Here is a 20,367-nt window from a genome sequence, read left to right on the forward strand (position 1 = left end):
TCCTCCCCCTATATTAAACTGACACCATTAAAAAGGCCAAATCTGATACTTTAGATTATACCAGACTCCCATTACATTATAGATAAGATTGGAGGAATGAACATGATAAACAATCAATTAACCATTAAGAAATTAAAGACAGAAGAAGAATGGGAAACAGCATTTCCTGTAATGAAACAATTACGAACGAAATTAGATATGAATGCATATCTTGAACTAGTTTCAGAATCCGTTCAAAAAGAAGGTTATCGCTTGATTGCACTTTATAATCAGAAAGAAATCGTAGCACTTTGTGGATTTATGCCTATGATCACTTTATACAATGGTAAATTTGTTTGGGTGTGTGAATTAATAACAGATAGCCACCATCGTTCCAAAGGTCACGGCAAAGCTTTATTGGACTATGTCCATCAGTGGGCTATTGAAAATGACTATCCTCTTGTGTCATTATCTTCTGGCTTACAGCGAGTTGATGCCCATCGATTTTATGAAGAGAAAATGGAATATGATAAAGTAAGCTATGTTTATTTGAAAAAAATTTAATAAAAAGTAAAAGAGACATTCCTTCGTTTTAATGGAAACGTCTCTTTTCCCCTTACTTTTTAAATACGCGTAAAGAACTACTCTTTTTTTCATAAATATCTTCTATTCTTTGTAGATTAAAAGGATGGATCTAGTGAACTTTTCCATTCCATAATTTTATTTTTCTAAAGGAATTCCCTTCATTTATAAAGAAATATACATATCTAGGATTCTATAAACGAGTATGGTAAATATACATGAAAACAGGAGGTGTTTATTCATGTCAAAAGATTCTATACAAAGTTTGATTTCGGAGTTAGATAAGCTAATTTCTGTTTGTGAAGAAAATGCTAAAAATAGTGATTCTGCCGAAAAACAGCGCTTTTATGAAGGAATGGCGATCGCCTATACAACAGAGCGAATGAGAATAAATGGAGAAGTAGATAGCATAGAGTTAAAAGTAATCGATGAATTATATAGTGCTCTCCCCTCTACCACTTCAATCAAGGGATCAATCATAGAATACACTGAAACTTGTTCCTTTTGCAGAAAATCAAGAGAGGAAGTTGGTCCATTAGCAGTTGGACCAAATGTGTCTATTTGCAGCTCATGCTTAGAATTTGGTGCAGAAGTGATTAAAAGTCATTCATAGGGACGATTAAAGCAATTGTCCCTTTTTTGGAGTTACTAATATCACCTTAATCTTCTATTACTTTTACATATGCTCCTTTCTTCGCTTTTTGAAAAGCTTTCTTATTCATCTCTTGTATACTTTCAGAAAAGCTTGAAGCACTTATTAATTTATTTTGGAAGAAAATAGATGGGTCAATAAGTCGAACCTTATTCTTTAGATGGATATCAAAATCCTCTTCATCCACTACTGCTTTCACAGACGAATGGAGCTTACTCCATAGCTTCTGGATTTCAACATTATTTGATGTAATTATTTTATTAATTAGCTCCTTATCCTCCCCTAGAAAATCAGAAAATTTTATAATGTTACTGGCTATTGCTACTTTTAAAATTTTCGTTAACTGATCATATCCATAAATATTTAATGGATGCATAAAAAAATCGATGACCTCTTTATAGTAGGTTTCAACAAACCATTCTGACGAATCAACGTTTTGTAAACACATTTTCCCTTCCACAATTACAACATTTTCTAAAAATTCATGTACTTCCTTTAAAGGAATTTTATTATAGGTATACATATCTCGTAATGTATAATCAACGCGATCTGCACATAATTCTGGTGCAGGCTGTTCTAAAATAGTCCATTTGGTATCATCCATTAGCAATTCCTCATAATCATACTGATATTTTTCTAAGATTGAAGGAATTTTGGAATCCTTAATAACAGAATGAAAAATTGCTTCATGATAATTCTCATGCTGTTTATCTAAAACAAAGTCAACAACATGGGAAAATGCTGTATGGGAAACATCATGCAACAGTCCTGCGATTTGCTCTTCAATGGAACCACCAAGCTTTCGGATTAATAGCATAACGCCAATCGAGTGCTCATATCGAGTAACGTTCCAGTCTGTATTTACTAAATAACTTGCTCCTCCTTGATGGATGCCCTTTAGTCGTTGAATTGGCTTGCTTTTTATTAATTCTTCTAAAACTTTGTCTATCTTGAAATCTCCGTACAGTTTATCGGATACTAGCATATTGTACTCCCCTCCTGAATCTCCACCTCTTTAATTAGCAAATGTTATAAATAGCATTAGGCTTAAAAAAAGGAAAAACATTTCCAAATTAAAAAAATATGTATTCGCATGTATCGTTTTTAAAAATATATTTGGTTTTATTAGACTAGCTTTCAATAACAGCAGAAAAAAATAAATAAAAAGAAGGCTAAATATTCCAAACACAGTTGCCATAATGACATATTCCTGTTCCCAAAATGCTACAGCAAGAAATAATACCCAAATACTCTTTACAATATTGGCCATTAATTCAAATGGGCCTGATAATATCTCCATTAAACATAGTAGTCATCACCCATCCTATATCAACAATTTATCCGAAACCACCCTGTCTCTTTCGGAAAATCCTCTCTACTTAATTGTCTACCCGTTATTAACTGGCGATAGGAAGTTATTGTGCCGTCATGTGAGACAATATAGATTTTCTCTTTTTTTAATCGACTACAATTTGCTAAAAATTCTTCAGCGTATCTTGTAAAATCCCTTTCTGTAGCAGTGTTAAATCCTTCCTTCCATAAGGATACGGGTGGATTGTCATCTAGTTCAAAGGAAGGAAATGCATGTAATATATTCTCCATTTCCATCATTACATCGCAAGGCAATGTCTGCTTATTTGATAAGAGAGGGAACATTCTTGGAGAAACATAAGGAGTTACTATTTTTCTGCAATCGACGCCATCAGCCCACAGAATAGCTGTTTGCATAGTTCTTACTAATGGACTAATGAACACAATATCTTGAGTGCTTAAAGGAAAACGGTCTTTAAGTTTCTTTGCTTGGTCCATTCCATTTATTGTGAGAGAAGGATTTCTTTTATGTAGACTAGCTGGAAGATTAAGCGTGTGTTCTCCCTCTCCATGCCGTATGAAGATTAATTCCATTCCATCCCCTCATTTTAATTTTTGATTTCCTTTAACCAAGTGATTAGTTTCTCAATCATCTTCGGTGTAAATTCATGATTTACTTTTTCAAAGATTTTCATTTCCACATTGGTTCGTTTTTCCTCTTTGGTAATATACTTATAATAGTTTTTTTGCCCCTCGATTGGAATAATCGTATCACTATCCCCATGCATGAGAAGAACAGGAGATAGACTAATCATTTTGTCGATTGGATCATATTTCTTTAATCTACTTTCTTCTGCTTGAGAAATCTCATCTCTACCATCCCGTATTCGAAATATTTTTTCTGTAAGCACAAATGAACCCGATCCATTTATATTTGCTAATCCACTTATTTCAGGCTCTTTCGCAAAAATGCCATTTGCTATAAATCCCCCCATAGAATTGCCTACTAATATGGTACTGTTTTTCTTTACGCCTATTACTCTTAAAAACTCATTAAATTCATTAATGGTATGGAAAACGGTATTCCAAAAGTAATTTCGGGTAACGTTGGAATCAAAGTGATTTTCCAAAGGGTATCTTTCATCATGATTAAGGATGTCAGGGATTAATACACCAAATCCTTCTTGAGCAATCTCTTCGGCCAACTCTATGTATCCTTTCGCTGTTCCACCCCAACCATGATATAGGATCACGATTTTGTCTTTATTTTGGATATTATTAGTAGACTGATAAAACTTATATTCACCGATTACTATTCTCTCCACTGTCGTACCTTCCTTTTCCACCCACACTTAAATAAATCTCTTCACTTTCCCATATTGGATCAGCGAATGATAAGGATCACCTTTTAGCCCTAGTACCTTACAGAAAGCTGGTTCTGTTTTATAGCCCTGTTTCTTTAATGAAAGGATTTCCTCATTTATAGTTGGGTTTATCCTTAAAATTTCGTGTTCAATGATCATATGGAGATAAGCAAATTGCTGTTTAACTGGGATTGGTTGACCGAACAATTCGAATTCGAAGCCATCAAAATAGAAATTTGCTTTCATTACATCCACTTCTCTAATCATTAATCTTTTCAGGCGAAAATGCTCCATTTCACCAAAATGCTCGGTTACAATCTGTTTAAAATGTTCAAATTCGTAGACTTCCATTATGATATCTAAATCAGACCCATCTATATTCACTCCAATTGGAATGGTGCCACAAAGAATTGGTTTATAAGGATGTAAAATTTCATCTATTTTTAATTTCTTTAATGCTGAATATGCTTGTTGCTGCATAGCATTTCCTTCTCGTAAATAATCTAGTTTTTCAAACATTGAAAATTTCATATTTCATACATCTCATTTAAAGTTTTGCTCACGACTAACTGCATAGAAGATAACTTAGGATTACTTATCATATTTACCAACAAACTTTTCAGGAAATTCTTACAGTTTGCCACCAAAAACCAATAATTTTCTTCTTCTATTTGATTTTTATACTGATGTAAATCATTTTTCATATTTATTATTAAGCCTTCTAACACTTCCTGCTCCAAACCGTTATCTATCATTTGTATAAGAGGAACAATCATTCGTTCATCTTCATCATGAATATATACACTTTCCGTTTGATAGATTTTTTGCCAAATCGCCTGCATTATTGCCGGGTATGTACTTTGATTTATTTTTTCACTTTTGACAAGTTCATCGAAAGCATCCGCTACATGCGCCATACTATGAGCCCAGCCTTTATCTTTCACATATCCTCTTACATCTTTTTCAAGGTTTACATAGTTGATCAATTTATCTTTAATTTCATTAACCTTGGCTTCTGTTAAAAAAATCATTGCGATTATCTTGATAAAGAATAAGTGCAATTAGTAATGATGTAAAAGAACGAGTGAAAACAGAATCCGTATCCTTTTCACCAATTCCTTTAAACAAGAATTGATTACTTAAACAGGTTTCTAACACTTCACATAAAAAATGCTTTTCTAGTTTGTTTTCCATGATTAATTGACAAAAGGTGTGATAAATCAAGTTATCTCTTAGCTCGCTATCTGGTGAACCAATATGTATAAGCATAGATTTTACGACTGTCTGTTTTGTTTTTTCATCCCATTCTATTTCTTCAGATTTTCTATCTCCTAAAAAGTTCTTCAACTCTTTTTCCTTCATGGGAATTATATTTTCTATTAGATTCAATTTCTCACTCCTATCATAACAAGGGAAGTAACAATCCCTTTTCATCTATTTACTTTATGCATCACAAACTGTGATTTACTTTTTTTAAACTCATTCTTGTTGTAAAAGGCAATTAAGTCTTCCTCACAAAATAAACTAATAACATCAATATTGGATAATTCCTCTATCAATTTAGCAATAAGCATAGTTCCGATTCCGTTTCTATTAAAAGAGCTATGAATCACTACATCCTCAATATATGCCCTAAAAACTCCATCTGTTATTGCTCTGGCAAAGCCTATGAGCTTATTATTTTCCCATGCACCTACTGCTAATGTTTGGGATAACATTTTTTCCATATCTTGCTCCGTTCTTTCATTCCACCATCCTGTATCCTTATAAAGTTCTATCACTTCGTTTGCCTTTATTGGTTTCTCTATAGATGTCAACACTTCTATTATCATGTCACTCTCCTACGTGCTGCTATATTTGTTCACATAATAAATCTTCTCTCCTAAACTTTTAAATAACATAGCTGAATTTCCCTCCTCAGCACCTTCACAAATTTTAACATTAATTATTAGGAAGAGATTCACTTTTCAGAAAAATCAAAATACACAACAAAGTTAAAAATGATCTTCTATAACAAAGGCCATTTTTTCTAGGAAGAGATTTTTCTATCAAAAAATTCTTTCACTTTTTCAGCTACTACTAGTGGTTTTACATCGATAGCCGATAAATCATTTCTATCTAGCCAGATTGGCAAATATGTTCCTCGATCTCGAGTTCTTTCCGTAAATTCTTCTCCTTGACCTGTTCCAATCATGCCGTTAATAATATCCGCTAAGAAAAAATACTGGATTCCGTTATATTCTATTTCTGCAAGGCATTCGTTTATTTTGACGGTTACGCCTAATTCTTCGAATGCTTCCCGTTTAGCTGCTTGCCTAGGAGTTTCTTCTGGCTCGATGCCACCACCAGGAAATACATAATAGACAGAATTATTTCTAATTCTTTTTATAAGACATAGCTTATTATTTTCAATAATAACTACTAATCCTCTATTTCGCATAAAATTTTGTCCCCACTTTTTAATTATATCGCTTCAATTATATACTTAAAATGGAATTAAATATCTATAAAAGCTAAATTCTCATCTATTTTTCTAGTGTACTAACACAAACTCAGTAAAATTCTATCATTTCTGCAATGCTTATTAAATCGTGCTCATTATTAACCCCTGTAATCGTATATTGATAGTTATTTGTTGTTATGATTAATTTTAGATCTTTTTTCTCATGGATAAGTACTGCTAAATGATTATTAATGGTCATTTCCAGTTCCTTTTTTACAATGCTATTTCTACCATTACCTTGTATACCTTTTTGTTTTTTTTCCGTATATATGGATAGATAGCTTCCGCCTGATAATGGATAATCTGCATTTACTAGAATGGAATCCTTTACCTTCGTCGCACTTATTTTCGGTTCACCAGTTATCTTTAATGAAGATAACTTAAGTGTATATAGAGAATAGGGAATTCCTGCTTCCTCTGAAAGAAATACGGTGTTTTTATTTTCGACTCTCTTTTGTTCTTCCGCTGTAATAATGACCAATTCTTCTAGATCAGCTGTTTTTTCATTCAGTGCGTTTATACCCTGAAATGTATGTAATAATGGAAATTCCATACGAATTAATAAAAAGAGAATAGTCGATGCTACGAAAATTGCGACGTAAGGAAATGGTTGAAGTCTATTTCGTCTCTTATTATGAGCTATCATCCTCTCTTCTAGCTTTAAGCGTGTAGCTTCTTTTCTTTTCTTATCCCAAATGATATCTGTTTCTAAAATTTTTAAATCAAAATCAAGCTGTTCTTTAAATGACTTTCCCATTTAACTCCCCCTCCTTTTTTAATTCTTTCTCCAATGCACGAATTGCCCGAAATAAAGTAGATTTCACCTTGCCTTCTGACCATCCTAAAATCTCTGCCGTTTCTTCTATAGAAAATTCCTTCAGTTTCCTGAGTAAAATGACCTCTCGATAAGATTTTTTTAATGAACTTAATGCATGATAAAGATTAAGCGATTGCTCCTTCATTTGTAAAATCTCTTCTGGCAATGGACAATCATCTTTTTTTAGTAAAAAGGCTTCTTTTAAAAGTATTAACGGCTTCTTTTTTCTAATCATATCAACGGTAAGATTATGAGCAATTCGGTAAAGCCATGTTTTTTCACTTGATTGTCCTTTAAAGGTATCCAAATGAAGAAATGCTTTAAAAAAAGTCTCGTTTGTTAAATCTTCTGCCTGCTGATAATCTTGAATCATTATTAGGATATATTTGAAAATAGCATCCCCGAACTTTTCATACCATTCTAAGATGATTTTATCTTTCTCATTCTCCAACTTTTCCCCTCCCTTTAAAAAGTTCTATGTATAGACGGATGAAAGCTTTAAAAGTTTTACTTTTTTAAAAGATAATTTTATTATAGTAAATAAAATTGGGATTCCTTATTTAAAGTTCTCTTAAGAATGTAAAAGAACAAACGAACAAAACTCTATATATACATAATTCCCCATAAATAAAAAGACTATAAACAAAGACCTTATTCGGCTTTGTTTATAGTCTTAATTAAGCAAAACTAACTATTAGCTTAAGTATTACCTCAGTCTTTTTATTTTTCCAGTTCATTATCAATACATCAATGTTAAGTGCTTATTTTTCTTTTGGAATATCCTTCTGTAAACTTAATAATTATTTTTTCCAATCCGAAGCAAATTTTTCCATTCCTTGATCTGTTAATGGATGCTGAATTAACTTTTCAATCAAACTATAAGGAATGGTAGCTATATGCGCACCTGCTAATGCGACACGAGTAACATGATCTGGGTGACGAACAGAAGCTGCAATAATTTGTGCATCTAAATTATGAATTTGAAACAATTTTGCAATTTTTTCTACTAATAATACCCCATCTTCTGATATGTCATCCAAACGACCTAAGAATGGGGAAACATAGGTTGCACCAGCTCGAGCAGCTAATAATGCCTGATTCACTGTGAAAATGAGGGTTACATTTGTTTTAATACCTTTTTGAGATAAATAACGAGTAGCTTCTAAGCCTGCTAATGACATGGGAAGCTTAATAGTAATCTTTTCATCTCCACCATTAATTTTGATTAAGTCTTCTGCCGCTTGAATCATCTCTTCTGCTGTTAGTGCATCTGGTGGTACCTCAGCAGAAACAGATTCCACCTCAGTAACAACTTGAGCTATTTCTTCAATTCTATCTTCAAATTTAACTCCTTCTTTGGCTACTAAAGATGGATTTGTTGTTACACCTGACAATATCCCAAATTTATACGCTTTTTTAATATCGTCAAGATTTGCAGTATCGATAAAAAACTTCATAACGAAACCCTCCATTACTATTTTTTTACTCTTAAATATCTATTTCAACTTTTCTAAATGAAACGATAATTGAATTATCCTTAAATTTATTAAAATAGATTTATAAACATATAAACTTATTTAATAGAATATCCTCCATCTATAACTAAGTTTTCACCAGTAATCATATTGGCAGCATCACTAGCTAAAAAGACAGCACATGCTGCTACTTCTTCAGGATAACCAAATCGTCCTGCTGGAATAAGCTGTTTCATTTCTTCTCCGGCTTTCCCTGCCCATGCTTTTTCACCAAGTTCCGTTAATATAACGGTTGGAGAAATAGCATTTATTTTTATTTGATATTTGGCCCACTCAATTGCTAAGACCTTTGTCATCGATACAATAGCAGCTTTACTTGCACAGTATGCTACATGCTTATCTAATGCAATGACTGCAGCCTGAGAGGCCATATTTATTATTTTGCCTCCACCATCAACAATCATTTCTTTACCAACAGTTTGAGCAAGCAAGAAAGATGCTTTTAAATTTAATTCCATTGTCTTATCCCAATATTCTTCTGATAGCTCTTCTGCCTTATCAAGTTAAGCAACTCCTGCTGAATTAAAGAGAATATCAATTTTTTTAAATTTATCCTTTATTTTACTTATTGCTCCTTCGATATTTTCCTTTTTTGTAATATCTGTTTTTATACCAAATACTCGATCAGGATGAATAGCTTTAGCTACTTCTATTACATTATCCTTTATATCTAATATAGCTACATATGCTCCCTTTTCTATGAATAACTCTGCTGTGGCTTTTCCTATTCCACTAGATCCACCTGTAACGACTGCTACCTTATTTGTTAGATTGAAATTTTTATCGAATCCATTATATCCCATTTAGTAGCCTTCCTCTCCTTTGTAGCTATCAATAAATTGTTATAATAATTTTTTAAATTCTGTCACCACATTCTCAGGTGTGAATCCATATTCCTCTATTATTCTTTCTCCTGGTGCGGAGGTACCAAATTTATCTATTCCAATTACCTTTCCATCATTTCCAATATAGCGATGCCACCCCTGTGATGATCCCATTTCTAATGCTAATCGAGCTGTAATATTGTTCGGAATGATAGTTTCTTTATAAGAATTTGATTGCTTTTCAAATAAATCCCATGATGGCATGCTAACAACAGATACAATAATATTTTCTTCTTCGAGCAACCTTTGTGCTTCAATTGCTAATGCGACCTCTGAACCCGATGCTAATAGTAAACCGACTGCTTTATCTCTTTTTGAAATTACGTAGGCCCCCTTATTTACTCCAACATATGCATGATCACTTTTTACTAATGTTGGCAAATTTTGTCTAGTTAGAATGAGAGCTGTTGGTACATCCTTGCTCTCTACCGCTAATTTCCATGCAGCAGCTGTTTCATTACCATCTGCTGGACGAATAGTGGACAAACCTGGCATTGCTCTAAGGGATGCCAGCTGCTCAATAGGCTCATGAGTTGGTCCGTCTTCTCCTACTGCAATACTATCATGTGTAAAGATATAGATTACTGGTAACTTCATTAACGCAGAAAGACGGATTGCTGGGCGCAAATAATCAGAGAATACAAAGAAGGTTGCACCAAAAGCTTTTATTCCACCATGTAATGCCAATCCGTTTAAAATAGCCCCCATTGCAAATTCTCGTACTCCAAACCAAATATTTCTGCCTTTATAGTTATCTGGTAAAAAATCGCCCCCATTTTTAATAAGTGTCTTATTGGATGAGGCAAGATCCGCTGAACCTCCAAATAGGGATGGAAAATTCTTTGCAAGTGCTTGAAGAACTTCTCCACTCGAAGTTCTTGTTGCAAGCGAATGTTCACCTATCGAATATTTCGGAATATCCTTATCCCAATTTTCCGGTAACTCATCCTTAATCGCTCCACTTAATTGTTCTGCGAGATTTGGATATATTTCTCTATATTTCTTAAATAAATGATTCCACATCGCCTCTTTTTCAGCAGATAGATTTTTTAGTTTTTCGAAATATTCCGAAACCTCATTCGGTATATAGTATGGTTGATCATATGACCAGTCATATGATTGTTTTACTAATTGGATTTCGTCTATTCCTAAAGGAGAACCATGTGAGTCTGATTTTCCTCCTTTATTTGGAGAACCGTATCCGATTATTGTTTTAATCTCAATTAGTGTTGGTTGGTCTTTATTTTCTTTTGCTTTTTCAAGCACTTGTTGGATAGTTTCGATATCATTTCCATTCTCAATGCGATAATACTCCCATCCATATGCTTTGAAACGACTCTCTACACTTTCCGTAAAAGACATTGATAGATCTCCATCTAATGAAATATCATTCGAATCATATAAAACTATTAATTTTCCTAATTTTAAATGGCCGGCTAAAGAAGCTGCTTCTCCTGAAACGCCTTCCATTAGGTCTCCATCCCCACAAATACTATAGACGTAATGATCTACTACATTTAATTCTTCCCGATTATAGGTTGCAGCAAGATGTCTTTCTGCCATAGCCATGCCAACACTCATAGCTATACCTTGGCCAAGTGGACCAGTTGTCGCATCGACACCAGGTGTATGACCAAATTCTGGATGTCCAGGTGTTTTACTTCCCCACTGACGAAATTGGAGAAGCTCTTCTTTAGAAAGATCATATCCAGTTAAATGTAATAAACTATAAAGAAGCATGGAACCATGTCCTGCTGAAAGTACAAACCGATCACGATTAAACCAATTAGGATTGTTAGGATTATAATTCATTATTTTTGACCACAATACATATGCCATAGGTGCTGCACCCATTGGCATTCCAGGATGTCCCGAACCAGCTTTTTCAATTACATCGATTGCTAACGTCCGAATCGTATTAATCGTTAATGTATCAATATCCACTTTTTGATTAATCATTATTATGGGCTCCTTATTTTAATATCATTTATAAATACAGAAACGCTCTGTTATTGAAAATATATCTATAATAACTGTAGATATTTTCTATTTTTCTATTAAAATTCATGTTTTAAAAATTATTTTAAGGAATGTTTTGCTTCTATAAATTGATAGTTTTCGCTATCTCCTCCTATAGTAACGAAAGAATGTGTTAATCTCGATTTATCATCCATACTGCGTACCCCTTGTAAAAGCATCCCATTCGTAATGCCTGTAGCCACGAAAAAGCAATCTTCAGAACGAATTATATCGTTCAATTTCAAGACTTTATTCGGGTTTGTAATTCCCATTTTTACACAGCGATCATATTCTTCTTGATCTTTTGGGATTAATTTTCCTTGAAAATCTCCGCCTAAACATTTTAACGCAGTTGCAGAAATAACACCTTCTGGCGCTCCTCCCGTTCCGACAAATAAATCCACATCACTTTCGTCAATAGCAGTTGCGATAGCTGCTGTGATATCTACATCAGAGAATAGTCTAACACTTGCTCCTAACGAAAAAACTTGCTCAATTAAATGATGGTGGCGAGGACGATCTTGAATCATAACGGTAATATCTTTCATTTCCTTATTTTGCGCTTGTGCTACTGCTTTTATATTATCCATTAAAGACCATTCAATATTTATACAACCCTTTGCCTTAGGACCAACTGCAATTTTTTCCATATACATATCTGGCGCATGTAAAAGACTTCCCCTTGCAGATGCTGCAATGACACATAATGAATTATCTTGTCCTTTTGACAATAATGTAGTACCTTCCACTGGATCGACTGCAATATCAAGACTCGGTCCCTTTCCAGTACCAAGCTCCTCACCAATATATAACATTGGTGCTTCATCCATTTCTCCTTCACCAATGACAATTACCGCTTGCATATCCACTTTATTCATTTCTTTTCGCAATGATTCTGTTCCAGCACCATCTGCTAAATTCTTATTACCTTTTCCAATCCACGGAAAAGATGCAATTGCAGCTTTCTGAGAAATTGCTAAAAAATCGATTGCAAGACTTTGTACATCATCTTTTCTGAAAGCAATATTGGAAGACTTCATTATATCTCCTCCACCTTTTTTTATTCAAAACAATGAATATTCATACATTAAAATGTATCATTTAACATGCCTCATTATCCAATCCTCTAAATGAAGAGGAAAGTATATTCACACTTTCCTCCATGAATTTTTTAAACCGTTTGTGTACTTTGTACGGTTGTTAAAAAGGTCACAAGGATTAGATATGCCGATGTCGCACCTGGATCTTGGAAACCTAACGAACGTTCTCCTAATCTACTTGATCTTCCACGTTTTGATAAAAGATCTTTTGTTGATAACATTCCATTTTCTCCTGCTTCAACCGCTTTTTTAAATGAAGTACTGAAGTCATTTGTTTGAGCAAATTCGATTTGCAAAGTTTCAAGTGTTGGTTGCAGCGTATCTATCATTGTTTTATCACCAACTTCTGCTTTCCCTCTATCCTTTACCCCTTCAATAAATGCAATCCAAAAATTAGCTAAATCTTCATCAGACAATTCAGTTTTATTTTGAAACACTTTAGAGCCTCTCAAAAAACCAGTTGCGTATAATGGCCCAACAGAGCTACCAACTGCACTTAGAAATGTTTTACCTGCCAGCACTGCAATTTTCCCGCAATCTGCTTCTTCCTTTAAATCAGTTTCTAATTTTTCATCAATTGCTTGCCATCCAATGGACATGGTAACCCCATGATCTCCATCTCCTAGTTTTCTATCAAGCTCTGATAAATAAGCTTTTTGTTCTTCAATCATCGTAACAACATTTTTTAAAAACCTTTTATAATCCTCTGCAGAAAATTTCATTTTTCCTCCTCCTTATCTTTGAACAAACATTGCACAATCAGCTGGTTGATCTACTAGTTTTTTTAACTCATCATCTAATTTAATTAATGTAACGGAGCAGCCGCCCATTTCTAGTGAAGTACTGTAATCACCGACATACGAACGATGAATGATAATACCTTTTCCACTTAAAATTTGCTTTACTTTACGAAACATAATATAAAGTTCCATTCGAGTAGTTGAACCTAAACCGTTTACAAGAACAGCAACTTCTTCCCCTTGATCTAACGGCATATCTACTAAAATATCTTGTACAAGGCGTTCTGCTACATGGTCAGCTTGGGCTAACTCTCCTTTTTCTACTCCTGGTTCTCCATGATGGCCAAGACCAATTTCCATCTCCGTTTCTGCTAGCTCAAAACTTGGCTTCCCTGTTTGAGGAAGAGAACATGGTGTTAATCCAACACCCATTGTACGAGTGTAATCGTTTGCTTTTTGAGCTACTCGAACAACTTCTGTCAAAGAATATCCATTCTCAGCAGCTGCACCTGCAACTTTTGTTACAAAAAACTCTCCTGCAATTCCACGGCGTTTTTCTATTTCATTTTTTGGGGCTGAAGCAACATCATCTGTTACTAGGACAGATCCAACTTCGATACTACATTCTAAATCTGCTAATTCAGCTGCCATTCCAAAATTCATTACATCTCCAGCATAATTGCCATATATATATACAACACCAGCACCTTTATCAATCACTTTTGTTGCTTCAAGAATTGGATCTGGTGGAGGAGAAGCAAATATATTACCAACTGCGACTCCATCTGCCATCCCTTCTCCTACATAGCCCATAAATGCAGGTTCATGCCCTGAACCTCCTCCAATTAATATCCCTACCTTATTGTCACGAGATTCTTTTGCGGTAATAAGAGAACGTTTATTTTCTGCTAATTGTTTAACATATTGGGGATAAGCGTTGACATATCCTTCAATCATTTCATCTACTACATTTGTTGGATTATTGATAAGTTTCTTCATTTACTGCTACCCCTTTCAAATATTCCTGTTCTTTATCAATAATTTGCTGAACTTTTCTTCCAGAGTTACCACCAGTAAATTCTGACTCTAAATATGCCACGACAACCTTTTTGGCAGCTTCTACACCGATAATTTGTGCACCCATCGTTAAGATTTGAGCATTATTACTCTTTTGAGCACGTTCCGCAGAATAAACATCATGGCATAAGGCCGCTCTTATCCCTGGAATCTTTCCAGCTGCAATTGCCACTCCAATGCCTGTTCCACAAATCAAAATTCCTCTATCAATATTATTTACTATAATTCCATTTCCTACTTCAAACGCTACTACAGGATAATCTACTTCACTGCAATTATCATCACAACCATAATCTACAACCTCATGCCCTAATTCTATTACGTAATTTTTAATACTTTCTTTCAAATCAAAAGCATTATGATCAGAACCTATTCCAATTCTCATTTTAACATGTCATCTCCCTTTATAAATACTTTTTTTCTACTTAATTCCAATTCCTTTATAGTTTATATTCTTTCATTTTTAATCGAAATTGTCAATTATTTTTTTCGTTTATTTTCATTTATTTTCGTTTATTTAGTTTTTATTACACAAAAATAGCGAGATACTTATTAAATATTCTCGCTATTAACCCTTGTTTATCGCACAGTACTAGTATTTAGGTTGACATTTTCCTCTTCTATTCCCTGAACCTTTTGTTTTGGTAAATTAACAAACAACATCAAAAATGCACTAAATAAATATAATCCAGTATATATCCAAATAATTCCTACTGTACCAACGCTTGCAATAAATAGACCTACTAAAGCTGGACCTACAAATGTACTTAAACCAGCTCCAAGATTTAAAATAGACATTGCTGCCCCACGGCTTTCTGGTGCTAAAGAAGGAATTAATGCAGATAAAGGAACATACGCAGCCAGACAAGCACCAAAACATATCCCTACCAAAGTTGTCGCAAAATAGTTTGCACCCATTATATGTGGAACATAGTATAATAACGCTGTAAAAATTGCACAGCCAACTCCACCAAACCACATAACTGTATTTCTCCAGCCTAACTTATCTCCTACAATACCCCAAATAAGGTTAAAAATTACATTACTAGACCAAAGAGCTCCATAAATTTGTAACCATTCTGTTCTTGTAAAACCAATTTCGATCATATAAGCAGGTAAAAATACGACAAATCCATAAGCACCTGCTGTATTAATTGTGCGAACAATTCCCCCTAACCCTACTTTTGGTTTTTCAAATGCAATGGTAATTCCTTTGGCGATATATTTGAACGCTTCGGCTTTCGTTTTAAATTTTGCATTAGATTTTTCACTATTACTGTCTTTATTAATAAAAATTGCTAAAACAGCTCCAATTACTACAAATATTAACGCACTCCATAATGTTTTTATTTCTCCTAAAATAGGAAGAGCAAAGCTAGAATAATAAGCACCTAAAACATTTAAACCACCTGCAAAAGAAACCCAAAACCATCCGACTGCTGTTCCTAGCTTTTCACTAGGAGCATAATAGGTTAACCAAACAAGAAACGAATAGGAGAATAGTGGATAGCCAAGCCCTCTAAGGGAATAGGTTGGAATCATGACCGCTAAATTCATTGTTGGGATTCCAATAATTAAAAATACAAGTGTACCAATAATAAATAGAGTAAATCCTAATGCCATCGCCTTTCTCGGTCCCAGAATTTCTGCTAAAACTCCTGAAAGCCACGCTGCAATTGCAACAGCAAAACCATAAATACTGAAAAGCAGAGCAGATTGTTGAATAGAAAGCCCGTTATCTGTTAAATAAGAGGATAACCAGCCCTGTTCAAGCCCATCTCCCATCATAAAAACTAATACACCTATATACCCCAAAGCCATTTTCTTATCCATGCCTAACTTGGATAACAATAAATTCATACTTTCCCACCCACTTTAGTTGTATTTTTAACAAAAGCAGTTATTATGGATTCACCATAAATAACTGCTATAAAAACTTTCTTATTATGCTTGATAATTTGGAATTAGAATAACCTTTAATGATTCCTTACCATCTTTCACTAATTTAAAGCCCTTTTCAAAATCTTCTAGTGGAAGTTTGTGTGTGACAACCCCTTCTGTCGGTAAATCTCCATTCATAATACCTTCAATAACTAAAGGATAGCAGTATGGTCCTAAATGGGAGCCTAATACATCTAGTTCTTTTCTATCGCTAATAATACTCCAATCAACTGTTACCGGATCCTTAAAAACACTAAATTCAACAAATGTACCTAATTTACGAATTAATGTTAGCCCTTGTTCTACAGATTTTTGTGCTCCAGTTGCTTCAATATAAATATCGCAACCATACCCATCTGTCATCTCTTTAATAATTTTAGTTACATCATCTCTTAGTGGATTCAAAACAAGGTCTGCACCAAATTTTTTTGCAAGTTCTAGACGATCGTCGAATAAATCTAATACAATCAACTTTCCTGGACCCGATTTTTTAATCGCCCCAATCATACCAAGTCCTAACGTTCCCGCTCCAGCCAGAACAACGATATCACCAAGTTGAATTTTTGCACGTTGAACTGCATGGAAGGAACAAGCATATGGTTCTATTAAAATAGCTTTTTCAATTGGCAATTCTTCTGGAACATGATAGTTAATAGCTTCTTTTGTAAATTTCATATATTCTGCCATACCACCATTTACATTATTTTGAAAGCCATATAAATCATGTTTTTCACACATCCAATATTGACCACGCTTACAAAAACGACAATCCCAGCAAGGAACAATTTGTTCTGAGATAACTCTATCTCCAACTTTGTATCCTTCTACTTTATTTCCTACCGCTACAATATTCCCAATAAATTCATGGCCAGGTATCATTGGCGCTTTTATGTAAGCAGGTTGCTTTTCATCTCCCCAGAAACTTGGTGCTCCATCATATGCTTTTGCATCTCCAGCACAAATTCCACAAGCTTCTACTTTAATTAATATTTCTTCATCAGTAATCTCTGGAACAGCTACCTCTTCTAAACGATAATCACCAGGTTCATATGCCACAATAGCCTTCATTGTTTTTGGAATCACAACTTCTTGATGTCCTTCATTGATAACAGTGTTTGTATTCATTTTTTTAACTCCTTTTCGTTTTTTTGTATTTACTATTAAAATTACTTTTTTTAAACTAGTATCTACTACTTTAAATACTTACTAATTAAAATTAACTTTAACTTGATAAAATTAGACAACGCTTTCATTTTTGCATAATTTATGCATCCTGCTACTCACCACTCCTTATAGAATAGTCTTGAAAACATTTTCTACCGTTGATAAACTAACATTATGTTTTTCACATTTTCATTATATTCCCTTTGTTATCGTTTAGTCAATTTTTTCTTTTGATTTTTTTTAATTATTTTCGTTTACTTTCGTTTGCAAGCTAATGCATTTACATTTTTTTAAATTAATGATGTAATAGTATTAATAGTTTTTAAAGTATCCAAACATTTTGCGTATTAATATAGATCTAATACATATAGGAATATAGGTGATGTAATTGAAAGAAAAAAAATTCGCGTCAGAACGAAGACAAATCATTTTGAAAAAATTACAAGAAGATCAAAGAATCATAATTAAAGACCTTTCTAAAGAGATCAGCGTGTCAGAAGCAACTCTTCGAACTGACCTTACAAAGATGGAAGAAGAGGGATTATTAAAACGAACACATGGGGGAGCAATTTTAGCTAATTCTGATACAGATAAAGAATTTAGCTTTTTCACACGAGAAGGTAAAAACAAAAAAGAAAAATTAAGTATCGCAAAAAAAGCTAGTGAACTTATTTCAGACGGTCAATGCCTTATGTTTGATTCTAGTTCAACTGCACTTGAGCTTGCGCGGTTGCTAAATGACTTGCCTTATCGATTAACCGTCGTTACAAGTGGAATCAATACTGCTCTTGAACTACGTGACCATCCAAGCATTACTGTGATTCTACTTGGTGGCATTGTAAAAAAAGGCTCCTTTTCTCTCGAAGGCAGTTTAGGAATCAATATTTTAAACAACATTAATATTGATATTATGTTTGCTTCTGCAAACGGATTCTCTTTTGAAGCTGGACTCACAGATTTTAGTGTATACGAAGTTGAATTAAAAAAAGCAATGGTAGAAGCTTCTAATAAAGTTATTGCATTATTAGATCATACAAAAATTAATAAAAATTCTATTGCAACTTTTGCAAAAACCGAAGAAATTGATATGATTATTACTAATTATCATGCCTCAATGGGTTTTAAAGAAAAAGCACAAAAACATAAAATTGATGTTATTCTTGCAGAAACAAATAATAGACAATAGTAATATTCTATCTAAACAAAAATGTTCCAAACTAAAAAGTACCCCATAAATTTTATTATGAGGTACTTTTTTCATACTACAACCGCTATATAAAGTTACATTCAACTTTTTCTACAGAATATAGGACTATTTAGTTTTATCTAACAGCACACTTTATTACAGTATATATCGAGTAAATAAATGCAAATAAATTTATATTAATTCCCTCAATCGTTTCATCGCAGAATGAACCGTAAGTCGATGATAAGAGATCAATTGATTCCTATAAACCACTCCATAAACGCCATATGGAGTAGGAGAAAGCTTTAATAATTCTTCTCGTGTTTGTAGATGTTGGATTTCTGCCTTTATATCTAGCTTTGTTGCAGCTTCTATTACATTATCAATTGCTATATCTATATAAGGGCATTGTGCTGTTCGAAGAATGGTTAATTGGTCGTTATAACGAGTTAGCCGTTCTTGCCAATCATTAGGAAAATACGGATTTGGCACATCATCCATTTTATAGACTAATAACTCAAATCCATATGGTGCATGCTCTACTTCAACAAAGTCGTTTTTTATAAAAACTTCTTTGCTTGGTGTCCAAGAGGTTGTTGGATTTGTTATAACAATAACACCATTCTTCTTATGATCTTTAGCATCTTGAATAACCTTTTTAATTAGTTGAGTGGCATATCCTTTCCCAGTTATATTAACCCATAGGCAATGGATGACGTAGTAATTTTCCCCATATATTACTCTTGAGGAATATTCTATTGGCGTATATTCAATAAAACCAGCCAGCTTTTCATGCTCTAACAGTTGAATATATTTTAATCCTTGTCCAAATTGGTCTATTAACCAACCTTTTTTCCCTTGATAACCTGTAGACTTCGGTTTGCTTCTTAAACAATAACAGCCCTTTTCATCGATATTTTCTGTTGATAATTCGATAAACTCTATTTTATCCAACTGTTTTCTCCTTCCTATTATTCCAATTTGTTTTAATTTCACTTGAATATATCGAACATCGAGTTCCCTAATGTATTATTTCTCCTGGTTATGTAATGATTGGAACCTCTTTTTTAGATAATAAATCCTCGAAAATCATTCGATGGTCTTTAAATAATGGTTCGGGTAAATGGTCCAGTTCAAAAAATTTATTAGACAGTGATTCTTCGTTTCTCGAAACTAATTCCCCTGTGAAATCTTTACAAATAAAAACTACTTGTACCATGGAGACCTGATCTCCATTAGAAAAAGTCTTATCATATTGAGGTCCTGAATAAAGGGCAAATAATTCCAAGCTACCTAGTTTTAACCCCGTTTCTTCAAATACCTCTCTTCTTGCAGTATCTTGAATTGTTTCTCCAAGCTCCATAAAACCGCCAGCAATCCCCCACTCGCCATTATCAGAACGCTTTTGTAAAAGAATTCTATTTTCGTTATCAAAAACAATCGAACCTGCAACCACCATAATTATTTTCTCTTGACCAACCATTGATCTTATATGCTGAATATAATCCATACA

At 33.7% G+C, this 20,367-nt stretch carries 23 protein-coding genes and 1 pseudogene; 3 read left to right on the forward strand and 21 right to left on the reverse strand.

The annotated features are described in order from the left end of the window. Positions 1-102: 102 nt before the first annotated feature. Entirely contained in the window at positions 103-543 is a 441-nt protein-coding gene (locus NYE52_RS13765) for a GNAT family N-acetyltransferase (RefSeq protein ID WP_341193591.1), read from the forward strand. Positions 544-802: 259 nt separating this feature from the next. Next, entirely contained in the window at positions 803-1,174 is a 372-nt protein-coding gene (locus NYE52_RS13770; protein ID WP_341193592.1) for a ClpX C4-type zinc finger protein, read from the forward strand. 46 nt (positions 1,175-1,220) lie between these two features. Here NYE52_RS13770 and NYE52_RS13775 read toward each other — a convergent pair whose 3' ends face one another. The 19 genes and pseudogenes from NYE52_RS13775 to NYE52_RS13865 form a co-directional block, all read right to left on the reverse strand. Continuing rightward, a complete protein-coding gene (locus tag NYE52_RS13775) occupies positions 1,221-2,198 on the reverse strand; it encodes an HD domain-containing protein (RefSeq protein WP_341193593.1) in 978 nt (325 codons plus the stop codon). Between the two features lie 344 nt (positions 2,199-2,542). Then, positions 2,543-3,118 carry a histidine phosphatase family protein gene (locus tag NYE52_RS13780; protein ID WP_341193594.1) on the reverse strand — a complete coding sequence of 192 codons (576 nt, stop codon included), beginning with the start codon at positions 3,116-3,118 and terminating at the stop codon, positions 2,543-2,545. A gap of 14 nt (positions 3,119-3,132) precedes the next feature. Continuing rightward, positions 3,133-3,849, reverse strand: a complete 717-nt coding sequence (locus NYE52_RS13785) for an alpha/beta hydrolase family protein (protein WP_341193595.1) — start codon at positions 3,847-3,849, stop codon at positions 3,133-3,135. A gap of 27 nt (positions 3,850-3,876) precedes the next feature. Then, positions 3,877-4,407: a DUF4269 domain-containing protein gene (locus NYE52_RS13790; protein WP_341195193.1), complete on the reverse strand. Its 531-nt coding sequence runs from the start codon at positions 4,405-4,407 to the stop codon at positions 3,877-3,879. Between the two features lie 8 nt (positions 4,408-4,415). After that, complete coding sequence (locus tag NYE52_RS13795; protein ID WP_341193596.1) at positions 4,416-4,919, reverse strand: DUF2785 domain-containing protein; 504 nt, start codon at positions 4,917-4,919, stop codon at positions 4,416-4,418. Next, positions 4,891-5,277: a DUF2785 domain-containing protein gene (locus NYE52_RS13800; protein ID WP_341193597.1), complete on the reverse strand. Its 387-nt coding sequence runs from the start codon at positions 5,275-5,277 to the stop codon at positions 4,891-4,893. Before NYE52_RS13800 ends, NYE52_RS13795 begins: the two co-directional genes overlap by 29 nt. Positions 5,278-5,318: 41 nt before the next feature. Then, positions 5,319-5,720, reverse strand: a complete 402-nt coding sequence (locus NYE52_RS13805; RefSeq protein ID WP_341193598.1) for a GNAT family N-acetyltransferase — start codon at positions 5,718-5,720, stop codon at positions 5,319-5,321. A gap of 197 nt (positions 5,721-5,917) precedes the next feature. Next, positions 5,918-6,328, reverse strand: coding sequence for an NUDIX hydrolase (locus NYE52_RS13810; protein WP_341193599.1), 411 nt, complete (start codon positions 6,326-6,328; stop codon positions 5,918-5,920). Positions 6,329-6,440: 112 nt separating this feature from the next. Next, positions 6,441-7,148: a hypothetical protein gene (locus NYE52_RS13815; RefSeq protein WP_341193600.1), complete on the reverse strand. Its 708-nt coding sequence runs from the start codon at positions 7,146-7,148 to the stop codon at positions 6,441-6,443. After that, positions 7,132-7,659 (reverse strand): RNA polymerase sigma factor, encoded by a 528-nt coding sequence (locus tag NYE52_RS13820; protein ID WP_341193601.1) that lies wholly within the window; start codon positions 7,657-7,659, stop codon positions 7,132-7,134. Before NYE52_RS13820 ends, NYE52_RS13815 begins: the two co-directional genes overlap by 17 nt. A gap of 349 nt (positions 7,660-8,008) precedes the next feature. Continuing rightward, the gene (fsa, locus tag NYE52_RS13825) at positions 8,009-8,665 is read right to left on the reverse strand and encodes a fructose-6-phosphate aldolase (protein WP_341193602.1); all 657 of its coding nucleotides are present in this window, start codon (positions 8,663-8,665) and stop codon (positions 8,009-8,011) included. 116 nt (positions 8,666-8,781) lie between these two features. Then, positions 8,782-9,546 (reverse strand): annotated as a pseudogene (locus tag NYE52_RS13830) (SDR family oxidoreductase). A 39-nt stretch (positions 9,547-9,585) separates the two neighbouring features. Beyond that, the gene (tkt, locus tag NYE52_RS13835) at positions 9,586-11,586 is read right to left on the reverse strand and encodes a transketolase (RefSeq protein ID WP_341193603.1); all 2,001 of its coding nucleotides are present in this window, start codon (positions 11,584-11,586) and stop codon (positions 9,586-9,588) included. Positions 11,587-11,705: 119 nt separating this feature from the next. Next, on the reverse strand, positions 11,706-12,686 hold the full coding sequence (gene glpX / locus NYE52_RS13840; protein ID WP_341193604.1) for a class II fructose-bisphosphatase: 981 nt from the start codon (positions 12,684-12,686) through the stop codon (positions 11,706-11,708). Positions 12,687-12,817: 131 nt separating this feature from the next. Next, positions 12,818-13,468: a dihydroxyacetone kinase subunit DhaL gene (gene dhaL / locus NYE52_RS13845; RefSeq protein WP_341193605.1), complete on the reverse strand. Its 651-nt coding sequence runs from the start codon at positions 13,466-13,468 to the stop codon at positions 12,818-12,820. Between the two features lie 12 nt (positions 13,469-13,480). After that, entirely contained in the window at positions 13,481-14,485 is a 1,005-nt protein-coding gene (locus NYE52_RS13850) for a dihydroxyacetone kinase subunit DhaK (protein ID WP_341193606.1), read from the reverse strand. Continuing rightward, entirely contained in the window at positions 14,466-14,948 is a 483-nt protein-coding gene (locus tag NYE52_RS13855) for an RpiB/LacA/LacB family sugar-phosphate isomerase (RefSeq protein ID WP_341193607.1), read from the reverse strand. The genes NYE52_RS13850 and NYE52_RS13855 overlap by 20 nt, the downstream gene beginning before the upstream one ends. Positions 14,949-15,142: 194 nt before the next feature. Further along, on the reverse strand, positions 15,143-16,423 hold the full coding sequence (locus NYE52_RS13860) for an MFS transporter (RefSeq protein ID WP_341193608.1): 1,281 nt from the start codon (positions 16,421-16,423) through the stop codon (positions 15,143-15,145). 84 nt (positions 16,424-16,507) lie between these two features. After that, positions 16,508-17,629, reverse strand: coding sequence for an MDR/zinc-dependent alcohol dehydrogenase-like family protein (locus tag NYE52_RS13865; protein ID WP_341193609.1), 1,122 nt, complete (start codon positions 17,627-17,629; stop codon positions 16,508-16,510). Positions 17,630-18,056: 427 nt separating this feature from the next. On the opposite strand from NYE52_RS13865, the gene NYE52_RS13870 reads away from it, so the two are divergent. Then, a complete protein-coding gene (locus tag NYE52_RS13870) occupies positions 18,057-18,854 on the forward strand; it encodes a DeoR/GlpR family DNA-binding transcription regulator (protein ID WP_341193610.1) in 798 nt (265 codons plus the stop codon). Positions 18,855-19,046: 192 nt separating this feature from the next. Here the strand turns inward: NYE52_RS13870 and NYE52_RS13875 are convergent, their stop codons facing one another. Further along, complete coding sequence (locus NYE52_RS13875) at positions 19,047-19,808, reverse strand: GNAT family N-acetyltransferase (RefSeq protein WP_341193611.1); 762 nt, start codon at positions 19,806-19,808, stop codon at positions 19,047-19,049. 88 nt (positions 19,809-19,896) lie between these two features. Continuing rightward, positions 19,897-20,364 carry an NUDIX hydrolase gene (locus NYE52_RS13880; protein WP_341193612.1) on the reverse strand — a complete coding sequence of 156 codons (468 nt, stop codon included), beginning with the start codon at positions 20,362-20,364 and terminating at the stop codon, positions 19,897-19,899. Between the last annotated feature and the right edge of the window lie 3 nt (positions 20,365-20,367).

It is taken from the genome of Niallia sp. FSL W8-0635, assembly GCF_038007965.1.
Lineage (GTDB): Bacteria > Bacillota > Bacilli > Bacillales > Cytobacillaceae > Niallia.

Coding starts and splice junctions, on each gene's coding strand:
- NYE52_RS13765 (WP_341193591.1), top strand. CDS start 103: ATGATAAACAATCAATTAACCATTAAGAAATTAAAGACAGAAGAAGAA.
- NYE52_RS13770 (WP_341193592.1), top strand. CDS start 803: ATGTCAAAAGATTCTATACAAAGTTTGATTTCGGAGTTAGATAAGCTA.
- NYE52_RS13775 (WP_341193593.1), bottom strand. CDS start 2,198: ATGCTAGTATCCGATAAACTGTACGGAGATTTCAAGATAGACAAAGTT.
- NYE52_RS13780 (WP_341193594.1), bottom strand. CDS start 3,118: ATGGAATTAATCTTCATACGGCATGGAGAGGGAGAACACACGCTTAAT.
- NYE52_RS13790 (WP_341195193.1), bottom strand. CDS start 4,407: ATGTTTGAAAAACTAGATTATTTACGAGAAGGAAATGCTATGCAGCAA.
- NYE52_RS13795 (WP_341193596.1), bottom strand. CDS start 4,919: ATGATTTTTTTAACAGAAGCCAAGGTTAATGAAATTAAAGATAAATTG.
- NYE52_RS13805 (WP_341193598.1), bottom strand. CDS start 5,720: ATGATAATAGAAGTGTTGACATCTATAGAGAAACCAATAAAGGCAAAC.
- NYE52_RS13810 (WP_341193599.1), bottom strand. CDS start 6,328: ATGCGAAATAGAGGATTAGTAGTTATTATTGAAAATAATAAGCTATGT.
- NYE52_RS13815 (WP_341193600.1), bottom strand. CDS start 7,148: ATGGGAAAGTCATTTAAAGAACAGCTTGATTTTGATTTAAAAATTTTA.
- fsa (WP_341193602.1), bottom strand. CDS start 8,665: ATGAAGTTTTTTATCGATACTGCAAATCTTGACGATATTAAAAAAGCG.
- tkt (WP_341193603.1), bottom strand. CDS start 11,586: ATGATTAATCAAAAAGTGGATATTGATACATTAACGATTAATACGATT.
- glpX (WP_341193604.1), bottom strand. CDS start 12,686: ATGAAGTCTTCCAATATTGCTTTCAGAAAAGATGATGTACAAAGTCTT.
- dhaL (WP_341193605.1), bottom strand. CDS start 13,468: ATGAAATTTTCTGCAGAGGATTATAAAAGGTTTTTAAAAAATGTTGTT.
- NYE52_RS13850 (WP_341193606.1), bottom strand. CDS start 14,485: ATGAAGAAACTTATCAATAATCCAACAAATGTAGTAGATGAAATGATT.
- NYE52_RS13855 (WP_341193607.1), bottom strand. CDS start 14,948: ATGAGAATTGGAATAGGTTCTGATCATAATGCTTTTGATTTGAAAGAA.
- NYE52_RS13860 (WP_341193608.1), bottom strand. CDS start 16,423: ATGAATTTATTGTTATCCAAGTTAGGCATGGATAAGAAAATGGCTTTG.
- NYE52_RS13865 (WP_341193609.1), bottom strand. CDS start 17,629: ATGAATACAAACACTGTTATCAATGAAGGACATCAAGAAGTTGTGATT.
- NYE52_RS13880 (WP_341193612.1), bottom strand. CDS start 20,364: ATGGATTATATTCAGCATATAAGATCAATGGTTGGTCAAGAGAAAATA.